Origin of the sequence: Methylobacterium sp. NPDC097929, from assembly GCF_049543375.1 — a bacterium.
Lineage (GTDB): Bacteria > Pseudomonadota > Alphaproteobacteria > Rhizobiales > Beijerinckiaceae > Methylobacterium.
On record NZ_JBMVEP010000005.1, the window covers coordinates 255,846 to 269,027 of the forward strand.

At 70.3% G+C, this 13,182-nt stretch carries 14 protein-coding genes; 7 read left to right on the forward strand and 7 right to left on the reverse strand.

Features of this window, described 5'->3' with window-relative positions:
* The first annotated feature begins 159 nt into the window (after nucleotides 1–159).
* Nucleotides 160–705 (forward strand): hypothetical protein, encoded by a 546-nt coding sequence (locus ACPCJR_RS15230; protein WP_391513812.1) that lies wholly within the window; start codon nucleotides 160–162, stop codon nucleotides 703–705.
* Between the two features lie 585 nt (nucleotides 706–1,290).
* Nucleotides 1,291–2,283 (forward strand): PAS domain-containing protein, encoded by a 993-nt coding sequence (locus tag ACPCJR_RS15235; protein WP_391513810.1) that lies wholly within the window; start codon nucleotides 1,291–1,293, stop codon nucleotides 2,281–2,283.
* A 191-nt stretch (nucleotides 2,284–2,474) separates the two neighbouring features.
* On the opposite strand, the gene ACPCJR_RS15240 is transcribed toward ACPCJR_RS15235, so the two are convergent.
* The 3 genes from ACPCJR_RS15240 to ACPCJR_RS15250 form a co-directional block, all read right to left on the reverse strand.
* A complete protein-coding gene (locus tag ACPCJR_RS15240) occupies nucleotides 2,475–2,705 on the reverse strand; it encodes a hypothetical protein (RefSeq protein ID WP_391513808.1) in 231 nt (76 codons plus the stop codon).
* Between the two features lie 200 nt (nucleotides 2,706–2,905).
* Nucleotides 2,906–4,288, reverse strand: a complete 1,383-nt coding sequence (locus ACPCJR_RS15245; protein ID WP_391513806.1) for a class II 3-deoxy-7-phosphoheptulonate synthase — start codon at nucleotides 4,286–4,288, stop codon at nucleotides 2,906–2,908.
* 192 nt (nucleotides 4,289–4,480) lie between these two features.
* A complete protein-coding gene (locus ACPCJR_RS15250; RefSeq protein ID WP_391513805.1) occupies nucleotides 4,481–5,629 on the reverse strand; it encodes a helix-turn-helix transcriptional regulator in 1,149 nt (382 codons plus the stop codon).
* A gap of 362 nt (nucleotides 5,630–5,991) precedes the next feature.
* On the opposite strand from ACPCJR_RS15250, the gene ACPCJR_RS15255 reads away from it, so the two are divergent.
* The gene (locus tag ACPCJR_RS15255) at nucleotides 5,992–6,735 is read left to right on the forward strand and encodes an MBL fold metallo-hydrolase (protein ID WP_391513804.1); all 744 of its coding nucleotides are present in this window, start codon (nucleotides 5,992–5,994) and stop codon (nucleotides 6,733–6,735) included.
* Between the two features lie 59 nt (nucleotides 6,736–6,794).
* On the forward strand, nucleotides 6,795–7,337 hold the full coding sequence (locus ACPCJR_RS15260; RefSeq protein ID WP_391513803.1) for a DUF2059 domain-containing protein: 543 nt from the start codon (nucleotides 6,795–6,797) through the stop codon (nucleotides 7,335–7,337).
* On the opposite strand, the gene ACPCJR_RS15265 is transcribed toward ACPCJR_RS15260, so the two are convergent.
* From ACPCJR_RS15265 to hemA, 3 genes are all read right to left on the reverse strand, one after another.
* A complete protein-coding gene (locus ACPCJR_RS15265; RefSeq protein WP_391513801.1) occupies nucleotides 7,338–7,781 on the reverse strand; it encodes a hypothetical protein in 444 nt (147 codons plus the stop codon).
* Nucleotides 7,778–8,347: a hypothetical protein gene (locus ACPCJR_RS15270; RefSeq protein ID WP_391513800.1), complete on the reverse strand. Its 570-nt coding sequence runs from the start codon at nucleotides 8,345–8,347 to the stop codon at nucleotides 7,778–7,780. Before ACPCJR_RS15270 ends, ACPCJR_RS15265 begins: the two co-directional genes overlap by 4 nt.
* A gap of 139 nt (nucleotides 8,348–8,486) precedes the next feature.
* Complete coding sequence (gene hemA, locus ACPCJR_RS15275) at nucleotides 8,487–9,875, reverse strand: 5-aminolevulinate synthase (RefSeq protein WP_391513799.1); 1,389 nt, start codon at nucleotides 9,873–9,875, stop codon at nucleotides 8,487–8,489.
* Between the two features lie 526 nt (nucleotides 9,876–10,401).
* Between hemA and ACPCJR_RS15280 the strand changes: the two genes are divergently transcribed.
* The gene (locus ACPCJR_RS15280; RefSeq protein ID WP_391513797.1) at nucleotides 10,402–10,569 is read left to right on the forward strand and encodes a hypothetical protein; all 168 of its coding nucleotides are present in this window, start codon (nucleotides 10,402–10,404) and stop codon (nucleotides 10,567–10,569) included.
* 179 nt (nucleotides 10,570–10,748) lie between these two features.
* The gene (murA, locus tag ACPCJR_RS15285; protein WP_391513795.1) at nucleotides 10,749–12,038 is read left to right on the forward strand and encodes a UDP-N-acetylglucosamine 1-carboxyvinyltransferase; all 1,290 of its coding nucleotides are present in this window, start codon (nucleotides 10,749–10,751) and stop codon (nucleotides 12,036–12,038) included.
* Nucleotides 12,039–12,116: 78 nt separating this feature from the next.
* On the opposite strand, the gene ACPCJR_RS15290 is transcribed toward murA, so the two are convergent.
* Nucleotides 12,117–12,488: a hypothetical protein gene (locus ACPCJR_RS15290; protein ID WP_391513794.1), complete on the reverse strand. Its 372-nt coding sequence runs from the start codon at nucleotides 12,486–12,488 to the stop codon at nucleotides 12,117–12,119.
* Nucleotides 12,489–12,695: 207 nt separating this feature from the next.
* Here ACPCJR_RS15290 and ACPCJR_RS15295 point away from each other — a divergent pair, with 207 nt between their 5' ends.
* Nucleotides 12,696–13,154 (forward strand): DUF2948 family protein, encoded by a 459-nt coding sequence (locus tag ACPCJR_RS15295; RefSeq protein ID WP_391513793.1) that lies wholly within the window; start codon nucleotides 12,696–12,698, stop codon nucleotides 13,152–13,154.
* Nucleotides 13,155–13,182 lie beyond the last annotated feature (28 nt).

Consider the following 13,182-nt stretch of genomic DNA (forward strand, 5'->3'; position numbering starts at 1 on the left):
CGGAAGACTATGCTCAAAAATTGGGCACGCTGTGGAAGCGTGCAATAGCTCACCGTCGAAGCAGGCATGAATACTGTGCATCAGCTTGACGTTTATTGGTCAGCTTCCTAGCTTTGGAATCAATCCGGCACCACCGAACATTCGAGACGGGGCCCCTCCATGACGAACCCCTTCGACATCAAGAATCGCTTTCGCGCCCGCCTCCGGGCGGCCGACGCGCAGAAGAACCGGGTCCGTGCCCAGCTCCTCCAAGAGGGGACGCGGGCGCTCACCCCGATCACGGAAGTCCTCGCCCTCATGGCCGAGGTTCTGGAGGAGGACGGCATCGAGCACGGCCGGATACTCTGCTCCAGCCCGGAGGTGGACCGCGACGACTTCGTCAGCGTCACCGCAACGCTGCAGGACGGCTCCGACCACGAGCACCGCATCATCGTGAAGTACGGCCCCGTCCTGGGCGGGCGCAACTTCATCGCCGTGACGGGGCTCGGGGCGGAATACAACGAGCGGCTCGTCTCGCTGGTGAGCAGCGCCGCGCCGGGCCTCGGCCGCTCGGTCGGCAACGACGTGCATGTCGAGGTGGATCGCGGCGGCGACCTCGCCGAGGTGCTGCGGGAGATGGTCGAGGACTTCTTCGCCGGCCACGCCGAGCCGCCGATCCGGACCGACACCCCCTCCGCCCGAGGCCGCCTCGCGCTGGTGCAGTAGACGACGCGCCTCCGCCCGGCATCCCCGTCGGCGGCGATCCCGAGCGGACGGGCCCGGAAGGCCGGCCCGCGCCGCCGGACGCGGCTCTCCACCGCTGCCCGATTCCTCGCGCAATGCGAGCCACGCAACCGCCGGACCGGTCGGCCACTTTCTCTTGCTGACGGGCGCGCAGAAGGCTTTCCGCCTCTCCACCCGGCCGACAGTCGCGATCGGCGCGATGGGCTTGTTCGGTGACGGAACGGCCGCGTGGACACGCGTCGGCGACGGCATCGTGAAGGGCACCCTCGCGAGCGCCGGACCTGTCTGGCATCGGCGTGCGGGTCGGTCACGACGTCGAGCCGGACGGCCGTGGGCGAGGTCGTCTCCGGCGCGCGCAACAGCGGACATGCCGGAGCAGCTCGGCAGCCTCACTGGCCTGCTGCCGGCCACGCAATTCGGCTCCGGCGTGGCAAGGATTGTTCCGGGACTGCAAAAGTCACTGTCCCGCCAACGTGCAACGAAGGGATAACGAAATCGCGAGCGGACGCAAATTCGCCCGATATCGATCAGCACGTGCCGACGATGCTTCAGACCGCAGGTTCTTCCTTGCCTCACAACATCCTCAGGATGGTGGAAGGCTTCGGGCTGACCGGGACGTGGTCTTGGACCTTCGCCACGAACGAGCACATCTGGTCGCCGGGCCTGTTCCGCATCCTCGGCCTCGAGCCCGGCTCGACCCGGGCTGCGTACGACCTCCTGCTCGCGCTCGTTCACCCGGAGGATTGCGCCGGCGTCGCCTCGTCCGCGGACCTGCTGCAGACGGGCCGGATGGCCCAGCAGACCTTTCGCATCCTCCGTCCGGACGGGACGCTGCGCACCGTGATGAGCCGCGGCGAGATCATCGCGGCACCGGATGGGCGCCCGGTCCAAGCCATGGGCGTGCTGATCGACGTGAGCGACCGCGAGATCCTGGCGCGGGCGCAGGCGGCGGAGCAGCGGCGCAAACGGAAGATCTTCGAACAGGCCGGCGCCTTCACCTCCGTGACGCGGGTCTACCCCTACACCGACTTCTCGCCCGAATGGCTGGAACTGGTCGGCCAGCCGAAGCAGGCTCTCCTCGAAGAGCCGACCCTGCCGGTCCTCAAGGAGGAGCGCGCGCGCTGGCGCGACCACGGACGGGAACTCTATCTCACGAAGCAGGTGGTCCACACCCAGCCGCGCCTCCTGCTGGCGAGCGGCGAGATCGTCCCCTACCGCATGGTCATGGTGCCGATGCGCGGCCCCGGCGGCGGCATCGAGGGATGGATGAACTACGTCGCCCCGCTCCACTTGGCGGGAAGCGCCCCCAGCGCGCTGCGCGACAGCCTGGAACGCTTCGTCCAGGGCCGGCACCTGCGGGCCGGGCGCGCCCTGCTCGGCTGGTCGATGCACGAACTCGCCGCCGCCGCCCGGCTGTCCTACTCGACGGTCCGCCGACTGGAAGACGACGAGGCGAGCGCCTCCGAGCACGCGCGCGGCTCCGCGCTCGCGGCCCTTCGCGAGCACGGGGTCGTCTTCTCCTTCATGAATGACGGAACCCTGACGCTCGGCAAGCCGTGATCCCGACGCCGTCGCGCGGCCGAGCCCATGCCGCCCCCAAGTGGGGGCGAGATCGTTCTCCGGCCTGACGCGGCAGTGTCAGGCCCATGAAGCGGAGCGGCAAGCATCGTGGACCTCCCGGGCCGGATCCGCGGCAGGGAGGCGGGCCGACCACACGGCGTTGCGCGAAGCGTCGCGGTGCGAGGCTGCTCTCAGGCGGGGCTGCGGCGCGAGCGCGCGGAGCGGGCCATCGCGATGAGTTCGTGCGCGGTGAGTTCGTGCGGGGACGGCTTTGCCGGCCGTTCGACCGCGGAGGGCTCGGCCCGCTCCGGCGGCGGGGGCGCGGCGGGGGGCGATCGCACGTCCTGGCCCGGCCAGAGCTTGCGGATCTGTGAGGTCTTCCTGATTGCCCGCGCCGCCATGCCGTCCCCGAAACCGATCATGCACGAAGCGTTAACCAAGCTTGGACCGCAGAACCATTCTTGACGCGGGCCGATGTGGTGCTTCGCCGACGATTTCTCGGCCGGGGCGTGCCCGTTCGCGGCTCGCCTCTCGAACGCGAAGGGGCGGGCGCGATCCCGTGATCGCGCCCGCCCCTTCGCTTTGCCCGTCCGGTGAGCGGCGCGCCGCCGCAAAAGGACGCCTATTCGGCCGCGTCGAGGCGCGGGCGCTCGATCTCGGCGCGCTCGCGCTTGACCAGTTCGGCGGTCAGGAAGGCCACTTCCAGCGCCTGCTCCGCGTTGAGGCGCGGGTCGCAGTAGGTATGGTAGCGGTCCTGAAGGTCGTCGGCCGTCAGAGCCCGGGCGCCGCCCGTGCACTCGGTCACGTCCTTGCCGGTCATCTCCAGATGGATGCCGCCGGCGATCGTGCCTTCCGCGCGGTGCACGCCGAAGAAGCCCTCGATCTCCTGCATCACCCGCTCGAACGGCCGGGTCTTGTAGCGGCCCGCCGCGATGGTGTTGCCGTGCATCGGGTCGCAGACCCAGACCACGTTGCGGCCCTCGCGCTGCACCGTGCGGATCAGGCCGGCCAAGTGGTCGCCGACCTTGTCCGCGCCGAAGCGGCAGATCAGGCTGAGGCGGCCGGCCTCGTTCTCCGGGTTGAGGAGGTCGATCAGCCGGATCAGCCCCTCGGCCGTGGTCGAGGGCCCGCATTTGAGGCCGATCGGATTCTTGATGCCGCGGGCATATTCCACGTGGGCGTGGTCCGGCTGGCGGGTGCGGTCGCCGATCCAGAGCATGTGGCCGGAGGTGGCGTACCAGTCGCCGCTCGTCGAATCGACGCGGGTCAGCGCCTCCTCGTAGCCGAGCAGCAGCGCCTCGTGGCTGGTGTAGAAGTCCGTGGTGCGGACCTCCTGATGCGTCTCCGGGTTGATGCCGATGGCGCGCATGAAGTCGAGCGCGTCCGACATCCGCTCGGCCACGTCGCGGTAGCGCGAGGATTGCGGGCTGTCCTTGACGAAGCCGAGCATCCAGCGATGCGCGTTCTCGAGGTTGGCGTAGCCGCCGGTGGCGAAGGCGCGCAGCAGGTTCAGCGTCGCCGCCGATTGCCGGTAGGCCTCGAGCTGACGCTTCGGATCGGGGATCCGGGCCTCGTCGGTGAAGGTCAGGCCGTTGACGATGTCGCCGCGGTAGCTCGGCAGCGACACACCGTCGAGCGTCTCCGTCGGCGAGGAGCGCGGCTTGGCGAACTGCCCGGCGATGCGGCCGACCTTCACCACGGGCGAGCCGCCCGCAAAGGTGAGCACCATCGCCATCTGCAGGAAGACGCGGAAGAAATCGCGGATGTTGTCGGCCGAGTGCTCGTCGAAGCTCTCGGCGCAGTCGCCGCCTTGCAGGAGGAAGGCCTCGCCCGCCCCGACGCGCGCCAGGGCGGCCTTCAGCTTGCGCGCCTCACCGGCAAAAACCAGCGGCGGAAAACTCGCGAGCTGCGCCTCGACGGCCTGTAGAGCGCCCGCATCCGGATAGGACGGGACCTGCTGGATCGGCAGGTTGCGCCAGGTTTTGGGGGTCCACCGCTCGGCCATGATCTTCTCTCCGCTCACCCCACCGGGTGATGCGCGCGGGCCCTCCCGCCTCGCGCGAAGCCGGGCTTATAGAGCGGATCTTTGCAAGTTGCGAGCGGCGAGGCCTGCGAGCCGCGCAGGTCTCGGCCAACCTGTCTCGACCGCCCTCGGAACAGCGGATCGCTTCGTCGAAGGCGAGCGAGTGGCGCGGATCTATCGCGGCAGCGCCGTGCCCGCGAGCAGGCCGACGAGTTCGGCCTGACGCGAGACGCCGGTCTTCTGGAACACGCGCTTGAGCACCGTGCGGGCGGTGTTGGGCGTGATGCCGAGCTTGGCCGCGGCCGGGATCGGCGCGTCGCCGGCCGCGATCAGGGCGGCGAGCCGGGCTTCGGCCGGCGTCAGGTCGAACAGGCCCTGAACCACCTCCGCGCCCGGCACGTCGCGGGCGACGACCGGGGTGGCGACGAGCACGAAGCGGGCGCGGGCGAACACGTCGTGGGCCGCCCCTCGGATCGGCAGGAGATGCAGGATCACCGGGGGCCGCTCCTCGCGCGCCGCGATCGGAATCGAGCGCACCGATCTCTCCTCGCCGGGGCGTTCCACCGCCTCGCGCAGGAGCTGGTCGGCCGCCGGATCGACGGCGGCGAGCCGCGTGGGCTGGTCGCTCAGGGTGTCGGGCATCAGGGCCACGAGGGACGGGTTGGCGGCGATGACGCGCCCGCCGCTGCCGAGGACCGCGGCGGGCAGGCCGAGCGCTTCGAGCGTCTGCGTCGTGGCGGAGACCCGCTCCATCTCCAGGCGGGCCGAGAGCAGGGCGGCGCGGGCGAGGTGCGGGCGCAGGATATCGAGATCGGCGATCGTTTCCGGCCCGAAATCGCCCTCCGCCCGGGAGCGCTCGCAATGGACGATCACGCTGTCGCCGCTCGGCACCATCACCGCCGTCGCGGTGCCCGCGCCGTAGCCCGCGGGGATCAGGAAGTCCTGATAGAGCGGCAGCGTCGCGATCTCGTCCCGAGACACCACGTCGAGGTCGGTGAGGAAGCCGGCATGGCGCAGTTCCAGCAGGCGCCGGGTGCGGACGTTGTCGGGGAAGCGCTCGAAATGGCCGATCACCAGTTCGTCGAACTCCGGCGAGGTCGTCACCCAATCGCGAAAATGGGTGCCGCTCGTGACGATCATCACCGCCTGCGGCGCCCCGGCGAAGCGGGCGAGGTCGATCAGCACCTGCCGCCACAGCTCGGGCACGGCCGCCGCCTCGTAGATCCGGTCGATCAGGCCGGCGGCTCCGGCCGGGAGCGCGCCGTCCGGCTCCGCGGAGGCCGAGCGGATCACGGACGGCAGGGAGTGAGAGAGGATCGACATGATTCCGGAGAGGTTGGCGAATGTCCGCAGCCGTACAGCCCCAACGGCATCGGACCGGATCGTCGTATCCGGCCGATCCCGCAGGTTTTCATGCCACCTCATTCCTGGCTGGAATGCTGCATCCACTGCACAGGTTCAATCTTAGATCACCCCGGCAGCACATCTGCGCGCTTCGTGACCCTATCCACACCGATACGAATGCGCAGACGGACCTCCGTAGTGCTCTTCGAACCATGCCGACGGCGCATCACTCCGCCAGGCGTCACCGACGAACATCTCCGGCGCGACGGCGCCCGCCCCTCTTGTCGCGCACCGTCCGCGACCGAGATCGAAGGCCGTGACGGGCACGGGAGGGACAACTCATGCAACTCCAGGTCCTCGGCTGCGGCGACGCCTTCGGCTCCGGCGGACGCTTCAACACCTGCTTTCACGTCGATCCGCAGGACGATGCTCCCGGCAGCGCCTTCCTCATCGATTGCGGCGCCTCCGCGCTCATCGCGATCCGCCGCTTCGGCGTCGCGCCGAACCGCATCGGCACGGTGTTTCTCACCCATCTCCACGGCGACCATTTCGGCGGCCTGCCCTGGCTGATCCTCGACGGGCAGCTCGTCAGCGGACGCACCGAGCCGCTGACCGTGGTCGGGCCGCCGGGCACGGCCGAGCGCCTGCCGGCGGCCATGGAGGTGCTGTTTCCCGGCTCCAGCACCGCCGAGCGCCGCTTCAGGGTCGAGGTCGTGGAGATGGAGGCCGGGCGGCCGGTCGAGGCCGGGGGCACCACGGCCACCGCCTTCACCATGCGCCATCCCTCCGGCGCCCCCGCGCACGCCCTGCGCATCGAGAGCGCGGGCCGGGTCGTGAGCTACACCGGCGACACCGAGTGGGTGGACGCGATCATCGAGGCCGGGCGGGGCGCGGACCTGCTGATCGCTGAGGGCTACACCGTGGAGCGCCCGGTCAAGTTCCATCTCGATTGGGCGACGCTGCGGCGGCGCCTCCCCGAGATCGGGCCGAAGCGCCTGATGCTCACCCATATGAGCCCGGAGATGATCGCCCATCCGCCCGACGGCTACATCGCCGCCGAGGACGGGCTCGTGCTCGCGCTTTGACAGCACCGGCCATCTGGCGTCTTCATCGCGCCCCACGCCCATTAAGGAAGCGGCACATCATGCGGACGGTTTACCTTCACGGCCTGGGCTGCCTCGGCCTGCTGCTCGGCTCCGCCGCGATGCCGGCCACGGCCCAGACGCCGCCGAAACCCGCCGCCTCGCAGGTCACCGCCGACCCCGAGCGCCTGGCCGCCGCCCGGGAGGTCGTCGCGGCCTCGCAGGGTGACCGCGCCGCCGTGCTGGCGGCCATGAAGGCACCGATGGGCGGGATGATGCAGCAGATGGGCGTCAAGGACCCGCAGCGCGCCCAGGTGATGGTGGACGAGGTCGTGATGCCGACGCTCTCGGAGAACTACGACGACCTGCTCTCGATCCAGGCGCTCTCCTTCGCCTCCGTCCTCACCAAGGAGGACCTGAAGGCGATCGCCGCCTTCTACGCCACCCCCGCGGGCAAGAGTCTCGTGAAGGCGCAGCCGCTCCTGAGCCAGGCCATGCTGACGGGCATGCAGCAATGGATGGGCGGGCTGATGCCGCAGATCAAGGACCGGATCGCCAAGGCCGCCGCGGCCCATGGCTGGACGGACGGGGCCAAGCCGCGCTGATCACGCGCCGCCGGCGGGCGGAAAGGTCAGCGGCATCCGGATCACGCCGCGATGGTAGGGGAAGCGGGCGCGCTGGAGCGGATCAGGGCCGGTGAAGATCAGGCGCGGGCGGAACGAGACCGGGCTCACGCAGAGAAGATATTGTCGCAGGTTCCGCTCGTCCGGCACGAACATCGCAGTCGTGAGGTAGCGCGCCTCGTGGCGAACCCAGGACGGGATGGACGGTAGGCGCCAGCGCCGGGCAAGATGCTCGCCGACCCCGCCGAGGAAGGCATCCGGCCGGGCCTGCCCCAGGAAGCCGGGCTCCTCGGCGATCATCGCGGCTTGGGCGGTGAGATCGCCGTCGCGGGCGTAGAAGGCGTCGAGGAAGTTCTGCAGATGGTGATCCCAGTCACCGTCCTCCCGCGCCCGCTCGACGACCTCGCGCAGGGAGGCGGGCCTCATCGCGGGGCGTCCGCGTCGAGGACGGACGGGAAGCGAAGGCCTGCCTCCTCCGGCGGGTCTTCGTCGTAGACCGAGACGTAGAGTTCGTGGAGCGCGGCCGCGTCGCGAATGCCGAGATGCTGGGCGAGCGCTCTGGCATCGCGCAGGTCGCGCTCGCCGCGGTCGAGACTCCTGAGGGCGTGCAGTTTCATCGCCAGGAGGTAGTGCGGCTTCGCGAGGACGGTGCGCAGGCCGGGCGTCCCGTGGGCGGGGTAGAGGCCGGAAGCGGTGAACAGCCCCTCGTCCTCGTCGAGCGGCGTGAACATGCCCACCGCATTGTTGAGCCAGTCGGTCTGCAGACCCAGCCGCTCGGCCACGTGAGCGACCGAGGGCGCGATGGCCGCCTCGTCGTAGCCTTCGCGCACCACGGCATCCACGTCGTCGGTGCCGCGCCGCCATGCGAATTGCAGCATCAGGGCGCCGCCGCCGTAGACCGCCATCTCCACGAACAGGCCCCGCGCGGAGAGATCCGCACCGAGCAGCTCGAAGGCCTCGACGAGGCGCGTGCGATCGAAGACCTGAGCCATGCCGGGACTCTAGAGCATCGTCCCGAAAGGTGGCCGCCGGCTTTCGGAAAAAGACGATGCGAAACAAGAGGCTAGACCATCGTGCCGGATACGATATCTGGCACGATGGTCTAGCGGCCGCCTGGGTCCTGAGAGAAGCCTACTCCGCCGCGGCCGCGAACACCGTTCCCGCCCGCGGCAGGTCGAGCGTGTCCCAGGTCTCGACCAGGGCGGCGGTCAGCGCCGCGATGCGGCTGTCGTCGTGGAAGGGCGAGGGGGTGATGCGCAGGCGCTCGGTGCCCCGCGGGACCGTGGGGTAATTGATCGGCTGGATGTAGATGCCGTGGCGCTCCAGCAGATGGTCGGCCGCCGCCTTGCACAGCTCGGCGTCGCCCACCATCACCGGCACGATGTGGGTCTCTGTGGCGAGCACCGGCAGGCCGGCAGCCTCCAGCGCAGCCTTGGTGCGGGCCGCCTGGCGCTGATGCGCCTCGCGCTCGGTCTTCGAGCGCTTGAGGTAGCGCACCGAGGCGCGGGCGGCCGCGGCGATGGCCGGCGGCAGGGCGGTGGTGAAGATGAAGCCGGCCGCATGGCTGCGCACCGCGTCGCAGAGCGTGGCGGAACCGGTGATGTAGCCGCCGACGCAGCCGAAGCCCTTGGCCAGCGTGCCCTCGATCACATCGACGCGGTGCATGACGCCGTCGCGCTCGCTGATGCCCGCGCCGCGCTCGCCGTAGAGGCCGACCGCGTGCACCTCGTCGAGATAGGTCATGGCGCCGTAGGCGTCGGCGAGGTCGCAGATCGCGGCGATCGGCGCCACGTCGCCGTCCATGGAATAGACCGACTCGAAGGCGATCAGCTTGGGCCGGTCGCCGGCCTCGGCGAGAAGCTGCTCGAGATGCTCCAGATCGTTGTGGCGGAAGACGCGCTTCTCGCAGCCCGAATGGCGCACGCCCTCGATCATCGAATTGTGGTTGAAGGCGTCCGACAGGATCAGGCAGTTCGGGAGCAGCTTGGCGATCGTCGAGATGCCGGCCTGGTTCGAGACGTAGCCGGAGGTGAAGACGAGGCCCGCCTCCTTGCCGTGCAGGTCGGCGAGTTCGCGCTCCAGATCGACCAGGGGCGAGTTGTTGCCGGCGATGTTGCGGGTGCCGCCCGCGCCGACGCCGCAGCGGGCGGCGGTCTGGGTCAGGGCGCCGACGACCTCCGGGTGCTGGCCCATGCCGAGATAGTCGTTGGAGCACCACACGGTGATCTCGCGGGTGCCGCCCTCGGGGCGCCGCCACGTGGCCTGCGGGAAGCGGCCGGAGATGCGCTCGATATCGGCGAAGACGCGGTAGCGGCGCTCGCTGTGCAGCCGGTCGAGGGCAGAGCGGAAGTGGCCGTCGTAATCGGTGCGCGGACCAGCCGGTCGCGCGAGCGGGCGCTCAATCCTGGCCCGGCCGTTGCTTACGCCGGACTCGTCCACGCCGCCATCGCCGCCGACGATCGACTCGTCGGACACGGGGGCGCTGTCGGCAGCGTTCACGGGCATCAGGTTCACGGGCATCCGTCCTCGACGCTTTCGGCTGGCCGGGCGTTCTTCTCGGGACGCCTCGGGTAAAGAATTCGGGCCCGGCCCCTGCCCCGTTCGGGGCATTGCCGAGCCGTTCGCGGCCGCAGCGATGATCTCCCGAGGTTCAGCCCCCCGGGGAGCGACGCGGCGTCAACCGCGCGTCATCTCCTTCGACCGGCGGCGCCCGCTTCCTCTCAAGGACGCGTTCCTTGGACGCGTTTCTTGCCGGTGCCGCTGGGACCGCAAGATAGGAGGTATTTTCGAACTGGTTCAAGGTGAGTTCGAGACATTCCTGCTTTGCGCCGGCTTATCGACGCAGATTGCCCCTCCCGACAGCACCCGTTCACGGATCGGTGACGAAGGGTCGCGCTCGCGCACCGGCCCGGCGCGCGGCCCCCGCCGAGGTGCCGATGGCGGCATCGAAGGCCGGCCGATCTCCTGCTAGGATCGGGCCGCGAGCGATCGAAGCGCCGTCGGACCGGCCACGGTTCGGCGGAACGGAACGAAGAACCGGGACGGGATGGGGACCAAGGACGAGGAACGCGCCGCCCGCCTCAAGGCGGCCCTGCGCGACAACCTGCGGCGGCGCAAGGCGCAGGCCCGGAGCCGCGCCGAGGACGGGCCGGCCGAGTCTCCCTCCGAGCCCGCGCCCGGATCGCCGCCCGGGCCCCGCACGGACGGCACTTAGGCGCGCTTCTCCGAAGCGGTGAAGGCGCGCCCCGAAGGTGCGTCCCACGCGTTGCGGCCACGCTTCTTCTTTTTGCCGGATACCGCCTATACCTCCTCCTCGAAACGCGGGGGCATCGCGCCCCTTCAGAACGCAAGCGACCTCCGCCGTCCGGGCCGGGAGGCGCCCCGAGGACTCCGATGGATCGCATCCACATCACCGGCGGCGCGCCGCTCAACGGCACCATTCCGATCTCGGGGGCGAAGAACGCGGCCTTGCCGCTGATGATCGCGAGCCTGATGACGGGCGAGACGCTCGAACTCATCAACGTGCCGCGGCTCGCCGACATCGCGGCGCTGACCCGCATCCTGGGCAATCACGGCGTCGACCACATGGTCGTCGGCAAGCGTCCGGGCCAGACCGCCGAGACGGGCCAGACCATCCGGCTCACCGCCTCGAACATCATCGACACCACCGCCCCCTACGAACTCGTCTCGACCATGCGGGCGAGCTTCTGGGTGATCGCGCCGCTGCTGGCCCGCTTCGGCGAGGCCAAGGTCTCCCTGCCCGGCGGCTGCGCCATCGGCACGCGGCCCGTCGACCTGCTGCTCATGGCGCTGGAGCGGCTCGGGGCGGAGATCGAGATCGACGGCGGCTACGTCGTGGCGCGCACGAAGAACGGCCTGCGCGGCGCCGAGATCGACTTCCCCAAGGTCACGGTCGGCGGCACGCACGTGGCGCTGATGGCGGCCGCACTCGCCTACGGCACGACCGTGATCGACAACGCCGCCCGCGAGCCGGAAGTGGTCGATCTCGCCGAATGCCTGATCAAGATGGGGGCGCGCATCGAGGGCGCGGGCCAATCCCGCATCGTCGTGGAGGGCGTGGCCCGCCTCGGCGGCGCCCGCCACGAGGTGCTGCCCGACCGGATCGAGACCGGCACCTACGCCATGGCGGTGGCGATGACCGGGGGCGACGTCTCCCTCGTCAACACCCGGGCCGACCTGCTCTCCTCGGCCCTCGACACGCTGGCCTCCACCGGCGCCGAAGTCACGGCCCTGCCCGACGGCATCCGCGTGCGCCGCAACGGCGGCGGGATCAGCCCCGTCGACGTGACCACCGACCCCTTCCCCGGCTTCCCGACCGATCTCCAGGCCCAGTTCATGGCGCTGATGACGCTGGCCAAGGGCCAGTCGCGCATCCGCGAGACGATCTTCGAGAACCGCTTCATGCACGTGCAGGAGTTGGCCCGCCTCGGCGCGAGGATCCGTCTCGATGGGGATCTCGCCGTGGTCGAGGGCGTGGAGCGCCTGAAGGGCGCCCCCGTGATGGCCACGGACCTGCGCGCCTCGGTCTCGCTGGTGATCGGCGCGCTGGCGGCGGAGGGCGAGACGCAGATCAATCGCGTCTACCATCTCGACCGCGGCTTCGAGGCCCTGGAAGCCAAGCTCGGGCGCTGCGGCGCGCAGATCGAGCGCGTGCGGGCCTGAACCGCCCGGCGACGTCTTCGATGCCGTAGCCCCTCACCCCGACCCGGGGTGAGGGGAAAGCTTCAACCTCTCGCGCGATCAGCGCGCCACGGCGCCGCGCTTGATGCCGAAGCCGGGGATGTCGCAGGCGCAGGACGAGTTGACCGGCGCGAAGCCCGTCGGACAGTTTCCGCGGGCCGTGACGCAGAGGCTGCCACCGCCGCGACCGCCGCGCGGCGGGCCACGGAAGCGCGGACCGTCGTCCTCGTCGTAGCCGCGGCGGCGGCCGTAATCGTCGCCGTAGCGGCGCCGCCCGTCGTCATCGTCGCGGTAGCGCCGGCCACCATCGTCGTACCGGCGCGGGCCGTCGTAGCCGCCGCCGTAATACTGGGCACTCGCCGGGCTCACCACGAACCCGAGAGCCAGGGTGACCGCCAGGGCCCGCCCCGCGGCCAGAATTCCGTTACGCATCGTCCGCTTCCCCTCCAGACGGCTCCGTCCATCCCGGTCACCGTAGCCGTGCGCTCATGAACGCGCGATGAGCCCGAAAGAGCCATCGGCACCCCGTCGCCTCGCCCGACGACCGGGCAGGCGGTTGCCGCGACCGGGTGGCCTCGCTACCTACGCCTCGAAATCCGCTCCCCGCGCATCCGGTCGGGGAGCTCGGAGCGTATCCGTATGGAGCTTCTCAAGCTCGCCGCCCTCGATGCCGAGGATCTGGCCGTCATCTCCGCCCACCTCCAGGATGCGATCCTGCGGGCGGACGATCTGGCATGGCTGCCGAACGAGCACCGCTTCGTCCTGGCGGCCCGTCGCTTCGACTGGTCCGTGCCTCCGGGCCAGCCCCCCCGGCGCCGGCTCACGGGCGTGCATTTCGAGCGGGTGCTCTCGGTCAAGGCCAGGGGCATCACGCCGGGCACCCCGTCCGACGAGCCCCTGAGCCTTCTCGCGGTGACCTTCGAGGAGACCGAGGCGCCCTCCGGCATCGCCACGCTGGTCTTCTCCGGCGGGGCCGCGATCCGGCTCGAACTCGAATGCGTCGAGGTGCGCCTCAAGGATCTCGGACCGATCTGGGAGGCCGACGGCCGCCCGGACCACGAGGCCGTGCGCAGCCTCGTCGAGAACCGCCCGTCATGACCTTCCTCCGACCGAACGATAGTCTGCG